General features: G+C 72.5%; 13 protein-coding genes and 1 pseudogene. 2 read left to right on the top strand and 12 right to left on the bottom strand.

Annotated features, from left to right (window positions below; genetic code table 11):
• Window positions 1-112: 112 nt before the first annotated feature.
• The 12 genes and pseudogenes from ABZ885_RS19310 to ABZ885_RS19365 form a co-directional block, all read right to left on the bottom strand.
• Window positions 113-4,351, bottom strand: a pseudogene (locus ABZ885_RS19310) (amino acid adenylation domain-containing protein); the annotation flags it as partial.
• A gap of 124 nt (window positions 4,352-4,475) precedes the next feature.
• The gene (locus tag ABZ885_RS19315) at window positions 4,476-5,927 is read right to left on the bottom strand and encodes a UbiD family decarboxylase (RefSeq protein WP_360189665.1); all 1,452 of its coding nucleotides are present in this window, start codon (window positions 5,925-5,927) and stop codon (window positions 4,476-4,478) included.
• Window positions 5,921-7,279, bottom strand: coding sequence for a hypothetical protein (locus tag ABZ885_RS19320; RefSeq protein ID WP_360189668.1), 1,359 nt, complete (start codon window positions 7,277-7,279; stop codon window positions 5,921-5,923). Before ABZ885_RS19320 ends, ABZ885_RS19315 begins: the two co-directional genes overlap by 7 nt.
• Before the next feature lie 8 nt (window positions 7,280-7,287).
• Window positions 7,288-8,679, bottom strand: coding sequence for a TrpB-like pyridoxal phosphate-dependent enzyme (locus tag ABZ885_RS19325; RefSeq protein ID WP_360189671.1), 1,392 nt, complete (start codon window positions 8,677-8,679; stop codon window positions 7,288-7,290).
• A gap of 44 nt (window positions 8,680-8,723) precedes the next feature.
• Window positions 8,724-9,416, bottom strand: a complete 693-nt coding sequence (locus ABZ885_RS19330; protein ID WP_360189673.1) for a transglutaminase-like domain-containing protein — start codon at window positions 9,414-9,416, stop codon at window positions 8,724-8,726.
• Window positions 9,417-9,448: 32 nt separating this feature from the next.
• The gene (locus ABZ885_RS19335) at window positions 9,449-10,588 is read right to left on the bottom strand and encodes an acyl-CoA dehydrogenase family protein (RefSeq protein WP_360189676.1); all 1,140 of its coding nucleotides are present in this window, start codon (window positions 10,586-10,588) and stop codon (window positions 9,449-9,451) included.
• A gap of 43 nt (window positions 10,589-10,631) precedes the next feature.
• Complete coding sequence (locus ABZ885_RS19340; protein WP_360189678.1) at window positions 10,632-11,006, bottom strand: ectoine synthase; 375 nt, start codon at window positions 11,004-11,006, stop codon at window positions 10,632-10,634.
• 12 nt (window positions 11,007-11,018) lie between these two features.
• Complete coding sequence (gene trpA, locus ABZ885_RS19345) at window positions 11,019-11,915, bottom strand: tryptophan synthase subunit alpha (protein ID WP_360189681.1); 897 nt, start codon at window positions 11,913-11,915, stop codon at window positions 11,019-11,021.
• On the bottom strand, window positions 11,908-12,918 hold the full coding sequence (locus ABZ885_RS19350; protein WP_360189684.1) for a hypothetical protein: 1,011 nt from the start codon (window positions 12,916-12,918) through the stop codon (window positions 11,908-11,910). The genes trpA and ABZ885_RS19350 overlap by 8 nt, the downstream gene beginning before the upstream one ends.
• Window positions 12,919-12,920: 2 nt before the next feature.
• Window positions 12,921-13,184, bottom strand: a complete 264-nt coding sequence (locus tag ABZ885_RS19355; protein ID WP_360189687.1) for an acyl carrier protein — start codon at window positions 13,182-13,184, stop codon at window positions 12,921-12,923.
• A 2-nt stretch (window positions 13,185-13,186) separates the two neighbouring features.
• Window positions 13,187-14,686 carry an AMP-binding protein gene (locus ABZ885_RS19360; protein ID WP_360189690.1) on the bottom strand — a complete coding sequence of 500 codons (1,500 nt, stop codon included), beginning with the start codon at window positions 14,684-14,686 and terminating at the stop codon, window positions 13,187-13,189.
• Between the two features lie 284 nt (window positions 14,687-14,970).
• Window positions 14,971-15,636, bottom strand: a complete 666-nt coding sequence (locus tag ABZ885_RS19365; protein ID WP_360189693.1) for a LysE family translocator — start codon at window positions 15,634-15,636, stop codon at window positions 14,971-14,973.
• A 514-nt stretch (window positions 15,637-16,150) separates the two neighbouring features.
• Here ABZ885_RS19365 and ABZ885_RS19370 point away from each other — a divergent pair.
• On the top strand, window positions 16,151-17,026 hold the full coding sequence (locus ABZ885_RS19370) for a helix-turn-helix transcriptional regulator (RefSeq protein WP_360189696.1): 876 nt from the start codon (window positions 16,151-16,153) through the stop codon (window positions 17,024-17,026).
• 258 nt (window positions 17,027-17,284) lie between these two features.
• Window positions 17,285-20,836 (top strand): DNA polymerase III subunit alpha, encoded by a 3,552-nt coding sequence (gene dnaE / locus ABZ885_RS19375; RefSeq protein ID WP_360189699.1) that lies wholly within the window; start codon window positions 17,285-17,287, stop codon window positions 20,834-20,836.
• Window positions 20,837-21,020: the final 184 nt, after the last annotated feature.

The following is a 21,020-nucleotide window of genomic DNA, read 5'->3' on the forward strand; positions in this document are numbered from 1 at the left end:
TTGTCGTCCCAGTAGAACGGCAGGCCCATCAGCAGGTCCACGCCCTCCGGGGTGGCCTCCAGGGCCAGCTCGGTCTGGTAGGCGTTGTAGCCGCCTGGCCCAGGTAGCCGCGGGCCACGCCGTCACCGGCGATGTACAGCTCGCCCGCGACCCCGGCCGGCACCGGGCGCAGCGCGGCGTCCAGCACGTACACCCGGGTGCGGCGCAGCGGCCGGCCGATCGGCGGGGCGGTCTCCACCGGGCCGTTGGTGTACCAGGCGGTGGCGTAGACGGTGGCCTCGGTGGGCCCGTAGATGTTGGCGAGCCGGTCGGCGCCGAGGGCGGCCTTGATGTCGGTGCCGGCCTGGGCGGGCAGGCCCTCGCCGGCCAGCACGACGGTGCCGGCGACGGTGTCCAGGTCGCCCTGGGCGACGAGCTGGGCGAGCGCCGAGGGCACGCCGCTGACCAGGCTGGCGGGACGGCCGCCGCGGTCGGCGAGCGCCAGCAGGTCGGTCAGCACCTCGACGGTGCCGCCGGAGAGCAGCGGGCCGAACAGCTCGAACACCGAGACGTCGAAGTTGAGCGAGGTGGTGAGCAGCACGTGCGCCAGGCGCTCCGGGCCGAACTCCTCGCGGGCCCAGGCGGCCAGGTTGGCCACCGAGGCGTGCTGGACCACCACGCCCTTGGGGCGGCCGGTGGAGCCGGAGGTGTAGATGGCGTACGCCGGGTGCTCGGGCTTCAGCTCCACCACCGGGTCGGTGGCGGGGCGGCCGGCGGCGAGGCCGGGCTCGTCGAGCAGCAGCCGGGGCACGCCGGAGTCGGGCAGCTCGATCCCGTCAACGGTCAGCACGAGGGCGGGCCGGGCGTCGCGGAGCAGGTAGTCGATGCGCTCGGCCGGGTACTTGGGGTCGACCGGCAGGTAGCCGGCGCCGGCCTTGAGGACGGCCAGCAGCGCGGTCACGGCGCGCTCGTCGCGCGGCAGCGCGAGGGCGACGAACTGCTCGGGGCCGACGCCGCGGTCGACCAGCTCGTGGGCGAGCCGATTGGCCTGCTCGTCGAGCTCCGCGTAGGTCAGCCTCCGGTCGCCGGACAGCACCGCGACGTGGTCGGGCGTCTCGGCCACCTGGGCCTTGAACAGCTCGGGCAGCGTCCGGTGGACGACGGGCGCGTCGGTGGCGTTCCAGGTCTCCAGCAGGCGGTGGCGCTCGGCCGCGGAGAGCACCGAGACCTCCTCGGCGCGCTGCTCCGGGTCCTCGGCGAGGGCGGTCAGCAGGCGCACCAGCCGCTCGCCGAGCCGGACCGCCTCTGCCGGGCTGAAGGTGTGGGTCTGGTGGCTCAGCCGCAGCCGCAGCCGCTCGCCCGGGTGGATGAGCAGCGCCAGCGGGTAGTGGACGGCGTAGCGGCTGTCCACGGCGGCGCCGGTGCGGTCCCCGGGGAAGCTCTCGAAGACCGTCAGGGTGTCGAACAGCTCGCCGTGGCCGGCCAGCTGCTGGATCTCGCCCAGCCCGGTGTACTGGTGGGCGGCCATCGCCGCCTGCTGTTCCTGGATGCCGGCCAGCAGGGTGGACAGCGTGCCGTCGGGCGCGATCCGGACCCGGACCGGCACGGTGTTGATGAACAGGCCCACCATGCCCTCGATGCCGGGCAGTTCGGGCGCGCGGCCGGAGACGGTGGCGCCGAAGACCACGTCGTCGCGGCCGGTCAGGCGGGCCAGCAGCAGCGCCCAGGCGCCCTGCACGGCGGTGTTGAGGGTCAGCCCGCGGGCGCGCAGCACTCCGTCGAGCCGGGTGGTGAGCTCGGCGGACAGCTCCACCCAGTGGTCGCACGGCAGTTCACCGGAGACGCGGGCGCCGCCGGCGGCGGCCGGGGCGAGCAGGGTGGGCTCCTCCAGGCCGTCCAGCAGGCCGTGCCAGGCCTCCCGGGAGGCCTCCTGGTCATGGCCGGAGAGCAGCGCCAGGTAGTCGCGGTACGGGGTGACCGGGCGCGGCTCCTCGCCGGCCAGCAGCGCGGTCAGCTCGTCCATCAGCAGCGGCAGCGACCAGCCGTCGACCAGGATGTGGTGGAAGGTCAGGGCGGCGCGCCGGCCGTACGGGCCGAGGTCGGCGACGGCGACCCGCACCAGCGGCGGCGCGGAGAGGTCGAAGCCGCGCTTGCGCTCGGCGTCGAACAGCTCGGCGGCCTTGCGCGGGGCGTTCGTGCCGACGTACTCGACGACGGTGAAGTCGGGCTCGCCGCCCGCCGGGACGAACTGGACGGGCTGCGCCAGGTCGTCGTGGGCGAAGCCGGCCCGGAGGTTGGGGTGGCGGGCCAGCAGCCGGCCGACGGCGGTGCGCAGCTCCTCGGGCTCGGCGGCGAGCTCGAACACCAGCTGCACGGAGTAGACGTCCAGGCCGCCCCGGGAGTACTCGGCGTGGAACAGCAGGCCCTGCTGGAGCGGGGCGAGCGGCCAGAACTCGGTGGCGTCGGGGTGCGCGGCGTTCAGCCGGGCCAGCCGCTCGGCGGGCGGCTCGGGCAGGGCGGGCAGCGCGAACGCGGCCGCCTCGTCCGGCTCCCCGGCGACCGCGGCGATGGCGGCGACGGTGCGGTGGGTGAAGACGTCCTGCTGGGTGAGCGCCAGCCCGGCGCGGCGGGCGCGGCTGACCAGCTGGATGGAGCGGATGGAGTCGCCGCCGAGGTCGAAGAAGTTGTCGTCGACGGAGAGTTCGGGCAGGCCGAGCAGCTCGGCGGCGAGGTCGTGCAGCACCCGCTCGGTGGGCGTGCGCGGGGCGGTCCGCTCGCCGGCCGGGGCGAGGGCGGGGGCCGGCAGGGCCTTGCGGTCGAGCTTGCCGTTGGGGGTCAGCGGGAAGGCGTCGAGCTGCAGGAACGCGCTCGGCACCATGTACTCGGGCAGCGCGGCCTCGGCGGCCTCGCGCAAGGCGTCCAGGTCGATCACGGCGTCGGGCGCCGGCACCAGGTAGGCCACCAGCCGCTTGCTGCCGGGGCGGTCCTCGCGGGCCAGGACGGCGCAGGCGCCGACACCGGGCTGGGCGTCCAGCACGGCCTCGATCTCGCCGAGCTCGATCCGCAGGCCGCGGATCTTCACCTGGTGGTCGGCGCGGCCGGCGTAGACGACCACGCCGTCCTCGCGCCACCGGGCGAGGTCACCGGTGCGGTACATGCGGGTGCCGGGCGGGCCGTACGGGTCGGCGACGAAGCGCTCGGCGGTCAGGCCGGGGCGGCCGAGGTAGCCGCGGGCCAGCTGGACGCCGGAGAGGTAGAGCTCGCCGGTCTCGCCGACGGCGGCGGGCCGCAGCCCGGCGTCGAGCACGTGCACCCGGGTGTTCCAGACCGGCCGGCCGATCGGGACGGACAGCTCGCCCGGCTCGGGGACGCACTCCCAGTAGGTGACGTCGACGGACGCCTCGGTCGGGCCGTACAGGTTGTGCAGCGGCACGCCGGGCAGCACCGTCCGGAAGCGGGCGGCGAGTTCGACCGGCAGCGCCTCGCCGCTGGCGATCACGCGGCGCAGGCCGGTGCAGCCGGCGGCGGCCGGCTCGTCGACGAAGGCCTGCAGCATCGACGGCACGAAGTGCACGGTGGTGACCTGCCGGTCACGGATCAGCTCGGCCAGGTACGCCGGGTCGCGGTGCCCCTCGGGGCGGGCGACCACCAGGACGGCGCCGGTGATCAGCGGCCAGAAGAACTCCCACACCGAGACGTCGAAGCCGGACGGGGTCTTCTGCAGCACCCGGTCGTCCTCGGTCAGGCCGTACTCGGCCTGCATCCAGTGCAGCCGGTTGACGATGCCCTCGTGCGGGACGACGACGCCCTTGGGGCGGCCGGTGGAGCCGGAGGTGTAGATGACGTAGGCGGCGTCGGCCGGCTGCGGGGCGGCCGCGTCGGCCGGCTCGCGGCCCGCCTCGCCGGCGTCGGCCCCGGCCGGGTCGTCGAGGATCAGGGTGGGGACGTTCTCCCCCGCCGGGTGGCCGACCGAGCTGTGGCTGAGCAGCAGCACCGGCGCGGCGTCGTCGAGCAGGTAGGCGATCCGGTCGGCCGGGTAGTCCGGGTCGACGGGCAGGTAGGCGGCGCCGGTGCGCAGCACCGCCAGCAGGCCGACCACCAGTTCGACCGAGCGCGGCACGGTCAGCGCGACCAGCCGGTCCGGGCCGGCCCCGTAGCGCCGCAGCCGCTCGGCCAGCCGCTCGGCGCGGGCGTCGAGTTCGGCGTAGCTGAGCTCGACGTCCTCGAAGATCAACGCGGTCCGGTCCGGGGTGCGGGCCGCCTGGGCGGCCAGCAGTCCGGTCAGGGTCGCCGACGTGCCGGGCAGCTCGTGCGCGGTGTCGTTCCAGTCTGCCGGGGCGTTCCGGCGCCCGGCCGTGTCCTGCCCAGTCATGTCTTCCCCTCGAAAGTGGCGTCGTGCTCGGTGACGCGTCGTGCTCGGTGACGGGTCGCGGGTGCGCGGCGACGTGTCGGTGCTCGGTGGCGCGCTCGGGTACGGGGCGCGCCGGCCCGGTCGGTCAGGCCCGCGGTGGCGGGAAGCTGCGCCGGGTGTGGGCGCGCAGCCGGTACGGTGTGGTGGCGTCGATGTAGGTGCGGGCCGGCACGTCCGGCGTACCGCCGCGGGCCCGCGCCCAGTCGGCGGTCTGCGACGGGTCCATCGGAACCGGTGGGTGCCCGGGCAGTTCGGCGCAGTCGGCGCCGAGGTTGGCCCGGGTGGTCAGCGCCCACAGCAGCTCCTCGGCGCTGCGGATGCGGACGTCGTCGTCGGTGAACAGCACCGTCTTGACGAACGGGTGCCGGCGGACGACCTCCTCGGCGAGCGCGGGCAGGGCCCGGTCCGCCTCGGCGGAGTCCTTGCGGACGGCGACGGCGAGCAGCAGCATGCCGCCGCCGGCGGGCGAGTAGTGCAGGTCCTGCACGTGCAGCCCGGGGGCGGACGGCAGCGACAGCGCCACCGAGAGGGCGCCGGCGACGCCCAGGATGTGCGACTGCTCGCGGCCGGGCCCGATGACGGCCTGGTAGAGCGGGTCGCGCCGGGTGGTGACGCCGGTGACGGTGATCACCGGCAGCCCGCTCCTGGCCCGCCCGTCGTAGCCGAGGAACTCCGGCAGCGACCCGGCCGGGGCGGCGCCCGGCAGGGCCTCGTCGGCCAGGGTGCCGTCCAGGTACCCCTCCAGGACGATCTCGCTCTCGGCGAGCGCGGCCGCCCCGGGCTGGGTGCGGGCCGGGACGAGCGTGAGCGGCGCCCCGGCGAGCCCGCCGGCCACCGTCAGCTTGTCCGTGCCCTCTGGCAGGAAGCGGGAGTTGAGCGCCGAGGCGACCATCGCGGCGGGCGGCACCCCGAGGTTGACGGTGACCGGCAGGCGCTCGCCGCGCGCCACCGCCCGCTCGTAGAGCTCGCCGAGCCGGCGGCCGGGCACCATCCAGACGGTCAGCCGGTCGCGGCCGATGACCAGCATCCGGTGCGAGGAGAGCGCGCTCTCCCCGGTGCCGGCGTCCCCGGCGTGCACCAGGGCGGCCGTCAGGTACGGGCCGGCGTCCCTGGGGGTGGTGGTGAGCACCGGCAGGTCGCGCAGGTCGACCTCGCCGGCCACCACCTCCTGGCAGGGCGCCGCGGCCACCCGGACCGGCGGGAGGCCGGCGGCCAGCAGGGCGGCGGCGCCCTGCGGCGTGGTCCGCTCCGGCAGGCCGGGCAGCCAGCCGCGCAGCCGGTCCTCGTCGCCGTACAGCCCGAGCAGCACCGGCGGGCCGGGCGGGACGGGCGCGGTGTACAGCACGGCCGGTTCGGGCCGGGCCACGCCGACCGCGGGCACGCCGGAGTACCGCTCGGCGAAGTCCGCGGCGACCGCGTCCCGGGCGATCGGCTCGTCCCGGGTGAGCACCGGGAGCCCGGCCAGTGCGGCCCGCAGCGACCGGCCCGCGGCCTCCGTCGCGGGGCGGGCCGCGGTGCCGGCGTCGGTGGTCACCATGCCGCCGCCACCCCCTCGCCGAGTTCGCCGAACCAGCCCGGCAGGTCCGGGTGGCGCAGCAGGCCGGTGCCGATGAGCAGGCCCCGGTAGCCGGCGGCGAGCAGCCCGGTGGCGTCCTGCGGCGTCTCGATGCCGCTGGCGCTGACCGGCACCCTGGTGCCGGTGGCGAGGACGTCGGGCAGCAGGCGCAGGCTGCGTCCGAGGTCGGGCGCGTCCTGTTCCTTCTGCCGGATGTCCTTGTTGTTGACGGCCACCACGCAGGACTCGCCGTGCACCACGGTCGCCAGCTCGCGCTCGTCGGTGACCTCGACGAACGGGGTCAGCCCGTGCTCCAGGGCGGACTCGATCAGCCCGGGCAGCACGCCGCGCGGCAGCACCGTGGCGGTGAGCAGCACGGCGGACGCCCCGGCCGCGCGGGCCTGGGCGAGCTGCCGCTCCTTGGTGAAGAAGTCCTTCACCAGGACCGGCAGTTCGGTGGCGGCCGCGACCTCGTCCAGCAGCGCGGGGGTGCCGCCGAACCACGAGCCGGTGACCACCGAGAGCGCGGGTGCACCCAGCCGGGTGTACTCGTCGACGATGGCCTGCACCGGCCGGCCGCGGAAGAGGTCCTCGCCGTGGGCGCTGCGGGCCTTCAGCTCCATGATCACCGGCAGCCGGGCGGCCAGCAGCGCCGCGGGGAAGTCCCCGGCGGTGGACTGCCAGGCCGCCCGGATGCCCTCGATCCGGGGCGCCTCGAAGCCGCCCCCCGCGCCGCGTGCACCGCTGTCCACGTCGATGCCGGCGAACAGCGGGTGGAGCCGGGCCGCCCGGTACGCACAGGCGTTGAGCGCGGTGATCCCGCCGGCCAGCATGAACGGCTTGGAGAGCCGCTCCAACACCGCCTCGACGGCGCCGGCCGCCAGCGGCACGCCGGTGCTGCCGATCTTGCCGTCGGCGGCGACCGAGTCGAACAGGAAGACGTCGACGCCCGCCCGCTCGTAGGCCCCGACCAGCGGCGCCTCCAGCACCCGGCCGTCCCGGACGTGCAGCACCTTCAGCAGTTCGACGGCGGGCAGCTCCGCGCGGATCGCCGCCACCTGGGCCGGCGTGGCGTAGCCGTGCAGCTGCACCCGGGACACCCCGGAGGCGGTGACCGCCTCGCGGAGCGCCACCGGGTCGGCGAGCAGGGTCACCAGGACGGGGGCCGGCCCGCCGGACGCCTGTGCGAGACCGGCCAGCTCGGCCAGCTCCGCCAGGGCGAGGTCGGCGGGCCCGTCCGGCACGCCGTACCAGAGCCCGATCAGATCGACCGGGGCCCCGGCGAGCAGCCGCAGCTGGTCCTCGCCGGTCACCCCGCACACCTTCAGCCGCATGCGTCCGCTCAGCTCCCCGCGACCTGCGAGTCGGCGGACCCCGACCCGAACTGCTGGGGCAGCTTGGCCAGCGAGCGCGCCACCAGCTCCTCGTCGTAGCCCTCGTCCACGAGCTCGCCGCCCAGGTACTTCTCGTACGCGGTGAGGTCGAAGTGGCCGTGGCCGGAGAGGCCGAACAGGATCGCCTCGGAGCGGCCCTCCTCCTTGAGGCGCAGCGCCTCGTCGATGGCCACCCGGATGGCGTGGGTGGACTCGGGGGCCGGCACGATGCCCTCGGTGCGGGCGAAGGTCACGCCGGCCTCGAAGCAGCGGGTCTGCGGGACGGCGCGCGCCTCCATCAGACCGTCCTCGAGCGCCTGGCTGACCAGCGGCGCGATGCCGTGGTAGCGCAGGCCGCCGGCGTGGATGGCGGGCGGCACGAAGGAGTGGCCGAGGGTGTGCATCTTCAGCAGCGGGGTCAGACCGGTGGTGTCGCCGAAGTCGTAGGCGACGCGGCCCTGGGTGAGGCTCGGGCAGGCGGCCGGCTCGGCGGCGATCACCCGGACGCGGCGGCCGCCGCGCAGCTGCTCGCCGAGGAACGGGAAGGCCAGGCCGGCCAGGTTGCTGCCGCCGCCGGCGGCGCCGATGACGATGTCCGGGTAGTCGTCGGCCATCTCCAGCTGGAGCAGCGCCTCCTTGCCGATCACCGTCTGGTGCAGCGCGACGTGGTTGAGCACGCTGCCGCCCGCGTAGTTGGTGAACGGGTCGTTCATCGCGACCTCGATCGCCTCCGAGGTGGCGATGCCGAGGCTGCCGGGGCAGTCCGGGTCCTCGGCGAGGATGCCGCGGCCGGCGGCGGTCTCGGTCGAGGGGCTGGGCACGCAGGTGGCGCCGTAGGAGTGCATCAGGGCGCGGCGGTACGGCTTCTGGTGGTAGCTGACCTTCACCATGAAGACCTTGACCTCGAGGCCGAAGAAGGCCCCGGCGAGGGACAGCGAGGAGCCCCACTGGCCGGCCCCGGTCTCGGTGGCGAGCCGGCGGATGCCGGCCTCCTTGTTGTAGAAGGCCTGCGCGATGCCGGTGTTGGGCTTGTGACTGCCGGCCGGGCTGCCGCCCTCGTACTTGTAGTAGATCCGCGCGGGGGTGTCGAGCAGCTTCTCCAGGCGGCGGGCCCGGAACAGCGGCGCCGGGCGCCACTGGGCGTAGATCTGCCGGACGACGGACGGGATCTCGATGTCCCGCTCCAGGGTGAGCTCCTGCTCGGCCAGCTCCTTCGGCATGATCCCGAGCAGGTCCTCGACGGTCGCCGGCTGCCCGGTGCCCGGGTGCAGCGGCGGCGACAGCACGGGAAGGTCGGCGGCGAGGTTGTACCAGGTCGTCGGGATCTGTGAGTCGGCGAGCTGGTACTTGATGGTGTCCACGGTTGCGGCCTCCGGGCCTGGTTGTGGGAGAGGTGGGATGGGCGTCAGGTGGTGCGGCGGGCGGCCGCGTCGGCCACCAGCGATCCGGCGGTGAACCGGTGGGCGTCCGGCCCGGCGAACAGACCGGGGTGCTCGCGGCGCATCCCGGTCAGCACCAGGTCGTACGGAAGGTCGTCGAACTCGCCGTGCTCGCGCAGGAACTCCATCTGACGCGCGCCGTGCTCGTCGAAGGGGTGGTGCACGCTGTCGGCCGTCCCGTCGAAGTCCAGCGGCTTCATCCCGTACAGGCGGCAGAGCAGCTTGTTGAACACCGGGGTGGCCCGCACCCAGCGGCCGTCCAGGTAGACGGAGGTGAGCGCGTGGTAGTGGAACACGTCGCCGCCGACGTACTCCTTGATCCGGTCGGACGCCAGGTGGTTGCGCACGTCGGTGAGCACCAGGCGCCCGGGGACGCCGACCGAGCGCAGTGCGGCCAGGTACACCAGCGACTTGTGGATGCACATGCCGCGCTTCGCCTGCAGGGTCTGACTGGCCGTCAGTGCCTCGCGGGAGAAGTCCGCGCCGTAGATCTCGTAGTTGATCCGGTCCCGCACGGCGTAGTAGAGCTTCACCGCGCGGTCGCGGTCGTCCGCTCCGCCGTCCGGCAGCACCTCGGCGACGAAGGCGCTCACCTCCGGCGAGGCGTGGTCGATGAAGTCGGTCGCCGCCAGGGTGGTGGCGAATGCGTCGCTCGACATGGGAGTGGCTCCTTGTTCTCGGAACGGTCCGGTCAGAGGCCGAGCATGGTCGCGATCCGGACCCGCTGGACCTCGGAGGTGCCGGAGTAGATCGTCCCGGCGACGGCGTTGCGCAGCTCCTGCTCGACGCCGTACTCGGCCATGTAGCCGTTCCCGCCGAAGATCTGCACGGCGTTCAGGGCGGAGGCCAGGTTCGCCTCGCTGACCACCAGCTTGGTGGAGGCCAGGTCGACGGTGATGTCCCGGCCGGCGATCAGGGCCTCGGCGGTGTCGAAGAGCCAGCGCCGCGAGGTCTCGACGCCGATCCGCATCTCCACGATCCGGCTCTGCACCAGCTGGAAGGAGCCGATCGGCTGCCCGAACGCGGTCCGCTCCTTCGCGTAGGCGATGCACTCCTCCAGCCGGCGGCGCATCTCGCCGAGCGTGACGGCGAAGGAGCAGAGGATCTCCCACTTCATCACGTGGTCGAGCACCAGGAACCCGGTGCCGGCCCGGCCGATCACGTTGGCCTTCGGCACCCGGCAGTCGTCGAAGAAGATCTCCGACATCGGCGAGGACTTGAGGCCCATCTTCTCGATCGGGTTGCCGACGGTCAGCCCGGGGGTGTCCCGCTCCACGAGGAAGGTGGTCACCCCCAGCGGACCGGCGGTCGGATCGGTCTTGGCGTAGACCGCGATCACGTCCGCCACCGGTCCGTTGCTGACGAAGGTCTTGCTCCCGTTCAGCACGTACGCGTCGCCGTCGGGCACCGCGGAGGTGCGCATCGCCAACGCGTCCGACCCACCGCCGGGTTCGCTGATCGCGTGGGCGCCGATCAGGCTGCCCGCGGCGATCCCGGTGAGGTACCGCTCCTTCTGGGCGGCCGAACCGAAACGCTGCAGCGGGACTCCGACGCTCACCATGCTGGTGGTGACGGAGAAGTTCAACCCGCCGTTGCGGCAGCCGTGGCCGAGGCCCTCCAGGACGTACATGGTGGTCAGCAGGTCCTGGTCGAGCCCCCCGCACTCGGGCTCGAAGGGCAGGCCGAGCAGTCCCGAGTCGACGACCGCCTGCCACGGACCGCGCGGGAACCGCGCGGCCTTGTCGTGTGCCAGGTGGTCGTCACCGAACTTCTCGAACCACGGTGTCAGGCCGTCGCGCAACTCGCGCTGGTCGGCAGACCATTCGATCATCGCAGCTTCATTCCCCGGTCGGTGGTCGGTGGCGCGGGCGGGCTCAGTAGTGGGAGGACGCGGAGCCGGTGAGGTCGTGCACCTCGTCGCCGCGCAGCGCCGGGGTGAAGACGCACACCAGGCGGAGGTCCTCCTCCGGCCAGGCGATCAGCCAGTGCGCGTCGTGCTCGTCCAGCGCGTACAGCGTGCCCGGCTCGATGACGTGGCTGTTGCCGGCCATGTCGACGACCTCGCCGCGGCCCGAGATGCAGTAGCAGGCCTCCAGGTGCCGCTTGTACTCCAGCAGCGACTTGGTGCCGGCGGACACGACGGTGTCGGTGACCGAGTAGCCCATCTGGTCGGCCTCGACCAGGAAGCGGCGGCTGACGCCGTTGCCCCACTCGACCGTCTTGACGTCCTCGAGCTTGCGAATGAGCATGGTGAACTCCGTTCAGTGATTGGGCAGTTGTTCTTGTTGTGCGGGCCGGTGCAGCAGCCCGCGGACGAATCCGGAGAGTTCGGCGAGCAGATCGCCGCCGGACTCCTGGACCCGCTCGATCTCGGCCACCAGGGCGCTTCCGACGATGGCGGCGTCGGCTCCCAGCTCCCCCATGGCCGCCACGTCCCGGGCGGTGCGGACTCCGAAGCCCACGGCCACCGGGGCGGTGGTGAGCCCCTTCAGGGTGGTGACCACCGGCGCGAGCGCCGCGCGGTCCGGGGCCGGCACAGTGCCGGACCGGCCGAAGTGGGCCACCAGGTACAGGTACGCCGAGGCGAACTCGGCGCTCTCGGCCAGGACTTCACGGGGCGAGTTCGAGTAGCAGGTGGTCACCACCGGCTGCCCGATCCGCTCCGCGGCCTCCAGGTACCGCCGGCGGGCCAGCGGCGGGAGGCCGTGCAGCAGGGTCGCGTCCGCTCCCGCGCCCCTGGCCCGGCGCAGGAACTCCTCCAGGCCCACCGGCTTCACCGAGTGGCCCCAGTCGGCGAGCAGCGCGATCCGGGTGTGCCGCAGGTCCGGCCGGACCCGCTCGACGAAGCCGAGCACGGCCTCCAGGTCGACGCCCCGGTCCAGCGCCCGCCGGGCGGAGCGCCGGATGACCGGCCCGTCGGTCACCGAGTCGGGGAACGGGACGGCCAGTTCCAGGCAGTCCACCCGCTCGGCGTCCAGCAGCCGCACCAGCTCGTCGAGCCGGTCCAGCCCCGGGTCGCCGGCGTTGAGGAACAGCGCCAGTCCCGGGTCGGCGGGACCGCGGCCGGGGAAGAACCCGGCCGCGGAGCCCGCGGAGCCTGCGGGCGCGGCGGGCCCGGTGCGGACGGCGGTGCCGGTGCGGTCCGGGTGCTCAGCCATTGGCCCGCACCTCCTTGCGCAGCCGCTCCACCAGCTCGACCGCGGCGCCGTCGTGCACCGCCGTCCGGGCCGTCCGGTAGGCCTGCGCCCAGTCGGTGGTCCGGCCGGAGGCGACGGCCGCGGCCGCCGCGTTGAGGCAGATGCTCTCCACCGCGGCCTCCGGGCCGTGGCCCCGGAGCAGTCCGAGCAGGTGCTCGGCGGCGTCGGTGCCCTCCTCGGCCGGGCGGAGGTCCGCCAGGGTGCCATCCGCCGACGCGCCGACCGTCTCCGGCCCGACGGTCAGCTCCGTGCCGTTCGCCAGCACGGTGTTCGCGGTGAAGCTGAGCAGCTCGTCCACGCCGAGGCCGTTGCGCACCAGCCAGACCGGCCGGTCCGCCGCCAGCTCGGCGAAGCCGTCCCAGAGTTCCGGCGAGGAGACGCCGGTCAGCTGGACCTCGACGGGCACCGCGGCCAGGAACGGACCGAGCACGTTGACGAACCGGCCGATCTGCTGCATGCCGTAGGGCACGACGGCGCGGGCCAGCTCGGTCAGCTCCACCGGGTAGACGAACCCGGCGGCGAAGGCCAGGTTGAACCGGCCGAGCAGGTCCTCGCACTCGGCGTAGGAGCGCGCGGTCGGGATGCCGAGCCGGTCCAGGATGTCGATCGAGCCGTACCGGCTGCTGTAGCCGCGCGACCCGGTCTTGACGATCGGCACCCCGGTCGCCGCGGCCACCAGGACCGCGGCGGTGGTCAGGTTGAAGGTGGCGGGGCCGCCTCCGGTGCCGACCAGGTTGACGACGCCGGGCCAGCGGGCCGGCAGCGGCGCGGACCGGTCGGCGAGCGAGCCGAGGAACGACTCCAGGGTCGGCGTCGCGGGCGTGCGGGTGGAGAGCGAGGCGAGGACCGCGAGGGCCTCGCCGCTCTTCAGCCGGCGCTCGTGCAGCCGCTCCCAGAAGTCCGCCCAGACCGGGCGCTCCACCGGTCCGGTGCCCCGGACCAGGGTCTGCAGCAGATCGGACACGGCTACTTCGCCCCGCTCGCCACCGCGTCGGCCTGGGTGAGGAAGGCGTCGATGGAGGCGACCGAGCGGAAGTTCTCGGGCAGGATGTCGAGCGCGTCGATGTCCAGCTTGTAGGTGTTCTCCAGCCAGCCGACCAGGGTCAGCAGGCCGAGGCTGTCGACCACGCCGTTGGCCAGCAGGTCGAAGTCGTCCTCGAGCTCGTCGACGGTGACGTCCAGCAGGAACTGCTCGATCAGGTAACGCTTGATGTCGTCGGTGCGCGCCATGTTCAGCCTCCGGAGGCGGTGGTGTCGGTTCGGTGGTCGGCCTGCGCCTGCCGGGTGCGGCGCTGTACGGCCTTGCGGTCGAGCTTCCCGGTACTGGTGCGGGGCAGCGGGGTGTCCACCAGCTCGAAGGTGCTGGGGATGGCCACCCGGGGCAGCAGCCCGGCTGCGTGTTGACGGATGATCAGGGAGTTGAGCTTCACGCCCTCGGCGCGCTGCACGACGGCGTGCAGCCGCATGCCGGCGAGCTCGTCGGGCTCGGCGAGCACCGCCGCCTCGGTGACGGCCGGGTGGCTGCGCAGGGCGGCCTCGACCTCGGCGGTGTTGATCCGCACGCCGCGGACCTTCACCACGAAGTCGCGCCGGCCCTCCAGTGTCAGCACGCCGTCCTCGTGACGGCGGACCAGGTCGCCGGTGCGGTAGTAGCGCCGCCCGCCGGCGCGCTCCGAGAAGACGCCCCGGTCGAGCTCGGCGTCCAGGTAGCCGGCGGTCTGGAACGGCGTGGAGACCACGAGTTCGCCGCGGCCCGGCCCGGTCAGCTCGGCGCCGTCCTCGTCCAGGACCAGCGCGTCCACCCCGTCGATCGGGCGGCCGATCGGAACCGTACCGTACGGCATCGGGTCGATCGGGTCGATCGTGTGGATGAAGCTGTCGTTGGTCTCGGTGCAGCCGTAGACGTTGTGGAAGACCGCCTTGGGCAGCAGGTCCGGCAGCGGCTCGAAGCCCCGGGCGCTGACGGCGTCGCCGGTGAGCAGCGCGTGCTCGACGGAGTCCAGCCGCAGCTCCTCGTCGGCCTCGGCGGCCTGGGCGAGCAGCTGGTAGAGCATCGGGACGCCCTGGACGACCTGGACCGGCCGGGCCTGGAACTGCGCCAGCAGGTGGGCCGGGTTGGCGGCGAGGTCCTGGTCGACCAGGTTGACGCAGCCGCCACGGCTGAGGGTGGTCCAGATGTCGAGCAGGCAGAGGTCGAAGTTCAGCGGCGCGTAGTTGAGCACCGTGCTCTCCGGACCGATGCCGAAGTAGCCGGCCGCCCAGTCGCCGAAGCGCTCCACCGCGCCGCCGGTCAGCGGCACGACCTTGGGCAGCCCGGTGGAGCCCGAGGTGGTCAGCAGCAGCGCCACGTCGTCCGGGTCACCGTCCTCGCGGACGGTGAACCCGCCCTCCCCCGAGGTCAGTTCGGCCGGATCGGGTAGCCGCCGGGCACCGCAGCGCTCCAGCAGGGCGGACAGCGTCTCGGCGCCGAGCTCCGCCGAGGGCAGCAGGACCGGCTGGCGGAGCATCAGGCAGGCCAGCACCACGGCGATGGCCTGCGGCGACTTCTTCGCCACCACGGCGACCGGCTCCGCGGACGGCAGGCCCAGGTCGGCCAGCCGCACGGCGGCCGCGCCGGCCATCCGGTGCAGGTCCGCGTAGCTCACCTCGTCCGCGTGCCAGAGCAGTGCCGGCGCCTGCGGGCGGAGCTCCGCCTGTTCGGCGATCCGGCCAGGGAGGGATCTCCACGGCATGAGCAGTCCTCCGTCTCACGTAGGAATGTCTGAGGGAGCAGCCGAAAACCGATTACGGCCACTGAAAAAGTGCGCAGGCGGAATCGCCCGCTCCGTACGGGTGGAATCCACCCAAAGGCGACGAGCGGCCGCGGCGATGGGCGCGCGGACCCGTCAAAAAGTTAATAGATGAATACAGCCGAAAAAGTTGATTGATGAACTGCCCGATTTGGACGGAGGCGCTCCCGATGTCGCTGTTCCGACACCCGAAAGCCCCCCCCCGGGCGAGGCCGGGCACCGCCAGGTCAGTCCGCGTGCCGCCCCGAGGGCTGCGCGAACGCGGCGGAGACACCCAGCACGAGATAGGTACAGCCGGTGATGTACTTCTGCGCGCGGGCGAACCGCACACTGCGGGCGAGCCAGGCGCCCACACCGATCGAGGCCACCGCGTACACCAGGTCCATGGCCAGGGCGATCGCGAAGAACACCAGGCCGAGCGCCAGGGTCTGGCTCGCCACCGAGCCCCGGTCAGGGTCGACGTACTGCGGCAGCAGGGCCAGGAAGAAGAGCGCGACCTTGGGGTTGAGCACGTTCACCAGGACGCCCTGGCGCAACAGTGCCCCGACCGGACGGTGAGGCTCCTGACCTGACGGACCCTCACCCAGTGCGCCGGTCTTGGACAGCAGGGTTCGGACACCCAGGTAGACCAGGTACGCGGCGCCGGCGTACTTCACCACGTTGAAGGCCAGCGCGGAGGCGGCGATCAGCGCCGACACCCCGACCACCGTGCCCAGAACGTGGACCAGCGTGCCCAGTTCGACCCCGACCGCCGAGGCGAACGCCGCCCGCCGACCCTGGCCGATGCCCCGGCTGAGGATCAGCAGCATGTTCGGGCCCGGCACCGCGACCACCGCGATCACCGTGGGCACGAACAACATCAGCGCCGCCATCGACGGCAGTGTCAGCTGCACCGGACCGCTCCCCCTCCGCCACCTGCGGACTGAGTCCGGATCAGCCCCACTCGAGGTCTCCGTCCTGCCCGCTCACGGGGCCGGCCGGGATTCCGAAACCCACCCAACCCGGCTGAAATGCGCGCCGAATGGCCACCATACCGCTCATCCCCCCAGTCAATTCACCCTGCTTGACATGCCCCGCCCGTACGCTGTGTCCCGAGCGCGGTTACCTTCGATCCTGCTCACCAAACCTCGGTAAGTCCAGGGATGATCGCTGTCCCAAAGGTGCCGTGACTGGTGACGGCCAGGTTTGTCCGCGCGAGAACCAGAGAGCAGCAGTACAGAGCACTGCAGAGCAGCACCACAGAGCAGCACGACCGAGCAGCACCACCACCACGGAGTAGCAATGGATCTTGAGAAGGACCGGAAAGTCCTGGCATCCCTGTACCGGCAGTTACGGAATGAGCCGAATCTGGGCACCCCGGAGCTCTGTGCCCGCGCGGGCCTGGATCCATCCTCCATCGACGAGGCCGTGGCGCTGCTCACCGAGCTCGGGCTGCTGGCCGAGTCCGGCCACAGCGCCGGCCGGCCCACCGTCACCGCCACCGCCACCGAGACCGCGCTCAACCGCCTTGCGCAGCAGGCGGAACAGACGGCCGCGCGCTCGCTGGAGGAGGCCATCCGGATCCGTAAGGCGATGCGGCTGCTCACCACCGAACTCGCCGACCAGTACCAGCAGCAGGAGAGCATGGCGCCGGCCGAGCTGATCGTCGGCCTCGACCGCATCTCCGAAGTCCTGGAGGACTGCACCGAACTGGCGCAGGACGAGGTGCTGAGCATGCACCCCGGCCCGGTCGTGGAGAGCCGCTCCAAGGCCCGGCTGGAGCGCAACCAGAAGGTCCTCGACCGCGGCGTGGGGATGCGCACCATCCATCTCGCCTCCACCGCACGGCTCCCGCAGGGCCTGGCCCTGCTGGAGGACATGCAGCGCGCCGGGGTCCGGATCCGGCTGGCCCCGACCATCCCGTTCCGACTGATCGTCATCGACGAGGTGATGGCCTTCACGCCGGCCTTCGGCACCGAGGCGCAGCCCACCGCGATGGTCACCCGCGGTCCGGTGATCACCCGGCTGCTCCGGCGCGTCTTCGAGCACTGCTGGCAGTCCGCGGTCGAACTCGGCACCGACGCCCCGGCGCCGCAGGACCTCGACGACACCCCGCTTACCGGGCAGCAAGCGGGGATCCTGCGGCTGATGAACGCCGGGTTCAAGGACGAGGCGATCGCCCGCGAACTCGGGATCTCCACCCGGACGTTGCGCCGGCTGATGAACGACCTGATGGAGAAGCTCGGGGCGGACAACCGCTTCCGGGCGGGGGTGCGCGCCCAGCAGCTGGGCTGGCTCAAATAGCGCCGGGGGCGCCTGCCCTGGCCCGGCCGGCCAGGGCGGGCGTCCCCCTGCCCCGCGGCGCCCGTCCGGTGCCCTTCCGGCGCCCTTCGCGTCCGCACGGTGGCGGTGCGACCGGGATCACGCGCACCGTCGCGCGACGTCCTCCCCGGCGGATCCGCCGGGACGGGCTCCGCGGAGGCACGCTCCGGCGCGTCGTGCGCGCCGAACCGCTAGCCTGGACCGCTCCCCGTCCCGCGGTCCACCTTGGAGCACCCCGCCGTGTCCGACAGCTTCACGCACCTGCACGTCCACACCGAGTACTCGATGCTGGACGGAGCCGCGAAGAACGGGAAGCTGTTCGCCGAGGCGGAGAGACAGGGCATGCCCGCCATCGCGATGAGCGACCACGGCAACATGTTCGGCGCCTACGAGTTCTTCCACGCCGCCGCCAAGACCGGCGTGAAGCCGATCATCGGCATCGAGGCGTACGTCGCCCCCGCCTCGCGCTTCCTGAAGAAGCAGGTGTTCTGGTCGCCCGGCGGCCAGCGCCCGACCGGTGCGGACGGCGAGGGCGGCAAGGACGTCTCCGGCGGCGGCCGTTACACCCACATGACGATGTGGGCACAGAACGCCACCGGCCTGCGGAACCTCTTCAAGCTCTCCTCGCTCGCGTCGATGGAGGGCTACTACATGAAGCCCCGGATGGACCGCGAGCTGATCGCCGCCAACGCGACCGGCATCATCGCCACCACCGGCTGTCCCTCGGGCGAGGTGCAGACCCGGCTGCGGCTGGGCCAGTACGAGGAGGCGGTCAAGGCCGCCGGCGCCTACCAGGACATCTTCGGCAAGGAGAACTACTTCCTGGAGCTGATGGACCACGGCCTGGACATCGAGCGCCAGGTCCGCGCCGACCTGCTCCGGCTGGCCAAGCAGCTGGACATCCCGCTGCTGGCCACCAACGACTCGCACTACGTGACCGCCGACCAGGCGGACGCCCACGACAGCCTGCTCTGCGTCGGCGTGGGCAAGAACAAGGACGACCCGAACCGGTTCAAGTTCCAGGGCACCGGCTACTACGTGAAGACCGCCGAGGAGATGCGCGAGCTCTTCCGCGAGCTGCCGGAGGCCTGCGACAACACGCTGGCGATCGCCGAGCGGGTCGAGTCGTACGAGGAGGTCTTCACCTACGTCGACCGGATGCCGCAGTTCGACGTGCCCGAGGGCGAGACCCAGGCCTCGTACCTGCGCCAGAAGATCGCCGCCGGTCTGCAGCACCGCTACGGCGACAACCCGAGCCAGGAGGTGCTGGACCGGGTCGAGCTGGAGATGGGCGTGATCACCCCGATGGGGTTCGACGCCTACTTCCTCGTGGTCGCCGACATCTGCCAGTACGGCCGGGACAACGGCATCCCGGTCGGCCCCGGCCGAGGCTCGGCGGCCGGTTCGATGGTCGCCTACCTGACCGGCATCACCCAGCTCGACCCGCTGGAGCACGACCTGCTGTTCGAGCGGTTCCTCAACCCCGAGCGCATCAACCCCCCGGACGTCGACATCGACTTCGACGACCGCCAGCGCGACCAGATGGTGCGCTACGTCACCGAGAAGTACGGCTCCGCCTACACTGCCCAGGTCAACACCTTCGGCACGATCAAGGCCAAGGCCGCCGTCAAGGACGCCAACCGCATCCTCGGCTACCCGTTCTCGATGGGCGACCGGATCACCAAGGCGATGCCGCCGGACGTCATGGGCAAGGGCGTCCCGCTGGCCGACCTCTTCAACGAGGGCCACCCGCGCTACAACGAGGGCACCGAGATCCGCGGGCTCTACGAGAACGAGCCGGACGTCAAGAAGATCATCGACACCGGCCGGGGCATCGAGGGCCTGATCCGCGGCACCGGCGTGCACGCCGCGGCCGTCATCCTCTCCTCCACCCCGCTGCTCGACCTGATCCCGCTGCACATGCGGGACAAGGACGGCGTGATCATCACCGGCTTCGACTACCCGTCGTGCGAAGCCATGGGCCTGATCAAGATGGACTTCCTGGGTCTGCGGAACCTGGGCATCATCGACCACTGCATCAAGATCATCAAGGCCAACCGGGGCGTCGACGTCGACATCGAGAAGATCCCGATCGACGACCCCACCACCTACCAGCTCCTCGCCCGCGGCGACACCCTCGGCGTCTTCCAGCTCGACGGCGGCCCCATGCGGGCCCTGCTGCGCCTGATGAAGCCCACCGAGTTCGCCGACATCTCCGCAGTCTCGGCGCTGTACCGGCCCGGCCCGATGGGCATGAACTCCCACACCAACTACGCGCTCCGCAAGAACGGCCAGCAGGAGATCCTGCCGATCCACCCCGAGCTGGAGGCCCCGCTCAGCGAGGTCCTCGGCCCCACCTACGGCCTGATCGTCTACCAGGAGCAGGTCCAGCGAGCCGCGCAGGTGCTGGCCGGCTACAGCCTCGGCCAGGCCGACCTGCTGCGCCGCGCGATGGGCAAGAAGAAGAAGGAGGTGCTGGAGAAGGAGTTCGTCCCCTTCCACGCCGGCTGCAAGGAGCGCGGCTACTCCGACGCGGCCATCCAGGCGGTCTGGGACGTCCTGGTCCCGTTCGCCGGCTACGCCTTCAACAAATCGCACTCCGCCGCGTACGGCCTGGTCTCGTACCAGACCGCCTACCTCAAGGCCAACTACCCCGCCGAGTACATGGCCGCGCTGCTCACGTCCGTCGCCGACGACAAGGACAAGATGGCCGTCTACCTGGCCGAGTGCCGGCAGATGGGCATCCGGATCCTCTCCCCCGACGTCAACGAGTCCGTGGTCGACTTCACCGCCGTCGGCAGCGACGTCCGCTTCGGCCTCAAGGCGGTGCGCAACGTCGGCGTGCCGGTCATCGAGTCGCTGGTGACGACCCGCAAGGAGAAGGGCAAGTACGCCTCCTTCCCGGACTTCCTGGACAAGGTCGAGCTGGTGGTCTGCAACAAGCGCACCGTCGACTCCCTGGTCAAGGCCGGCGCCTTCGACTCGCTCGGGCACACCCGGCTCTCGCTCAGCACCGTGCACGAGACCGCGATCGACGCGGTCACCGGGGTGAAGAAGCAGCAGGCGATCGGCCAGGACGACCTGTTCGGCGCCCTCGAACCCGGCGACGGCGGCGGCATCGGCCTGGACTTCCAGCTCACCGACCGTGAGTGGCCCCGCCGCCAACTCCTCGCGCTGGAGCGGGAGATGCTGGGCCTCTACGTCTCCAGCCACCCGCTGGACGGCGCCGAGCACATCCTCTCGCAGAACCGCGACACGTCGATCGCCGAACTCCTCGGCTCCGGCCGCACCGAGGGCGAGGTCCGCCTCTCCGGCCTGATCACCGCCGTCGACCGCCGGATCAACAAGGCCGGCAACGCCTGGGCGATCATCACCCTGGCCGACCGTGACGGCTCGGTCGAGGTGCTGTTCTTCCCCGCGACCTACAACCTCATGGCCGAGCAGATGATCGAGGACAACGTCATCTCGGTCCGCGGCCGCCTCAACGAACGCGACGGCTCGCTGAGCATCTTCGGCCAGGAGATCAACACCCTCGACGTCTCCTCCGCCGAACTCGGCACCAAGCCGCCCGTCCAGATCACCGTGCCGCTCGGCAAGATCACCGCCGAGACGGTCGCCGAGCTCAAACTCGCCCTCCAGGCGCACCCCGGCGACGTCCCGGTCCGGCTGCTGACCACCAACTGGGACAAGGACACCCTCTACGAGCTGGGCTTCCAGGTGAACCCCGGCAACGGGCTGGCTTCGGACATCAAGACCCTCCTCGGCAACCGGGCCTGGGTGGGAACGGGCTGACGGCAGTGGCTCAGGGCGTGCCGGACACTCCCTGAGCAGGCGGCCCGGGCCGCCGCTCCTCCAACCGCCGGTCCGCCGGCCGGGGGGGGGGGGGGCCGGCCCCCCCGGCCCAGGGGCAGCGGACACCGGGGTACATCACTCAGAAAGGCAAGTCACCTCGGTTGCGGGGGGTGGGGGTGTGTGT

The sequence above is a fragment of the Kitasatospora sp. NPDC047058 genome (genome assembly GCF_040643935.1).
Taxonomy (GTDB): domain Bacteria; phylum Actinomycetota; class Actinomycetes; order Streptomycetales; family Streptomycetaceae; genus Kitasatospora.

Coding starts and splice junctions, on each gene's coding strand:
- ABZ885_RS19315 (WP_360189665.1), bottom strand. CDS start 5,927: ATGGTGACCACCGACGCCGGCACCGCGGCCCGCCCCGCGACGGAGGCC.
- ABZ885_RS19320 (WP_360189668.1), bottom strand. CDS start 7,279: ATGCGGCTGAAGGTGTGCGGGGTGACCGGCGAGGACCAGCTGCGGCTG.
- ABZ885_RS19330 (WP_360189673.1), bottom strand. CDS start 9,416: ATGTCGAGCGACGCATTCGCCACCACCCTGGCGGCGACCGACTTCATC.
- ABZ885_RS19335 (WP_360189676.1), bottom strand. CDS start 10,588: ATGATCGAATGGTCTGCCGACCAGCGCGAGTTGCGCGACGGCCTGACA.
- ABZ885_RS19340 (WP_360189678.1), bottom strand. CDS start 11,006: ATGCTCATTCGCAAGCTCGAGGACGTCAAGACGGTCGAGTGGGGCAAC.
- trpA (WP_360189681.1), bottom strand. CDS start 11,915: ATGGCTGAGCACCCGGACCGCACCGGCACCGCCGTCCGCACCGGGCCC.
- ABZ885_RS19355 (WP_360189687.1), bottom strand. CDS start 13,184: ATGGCGCGCACCGACGACATCAAGCGTTACCTGATCGAGCAGTTCCTG.
- ABZ885_RS19360 (WP_360189690.1), bottom strand. CDS start 14,686: ATGCCGTGGAGATCCCTCCCTGGCCGGATCGCCGAACAGGCGGAGCTC.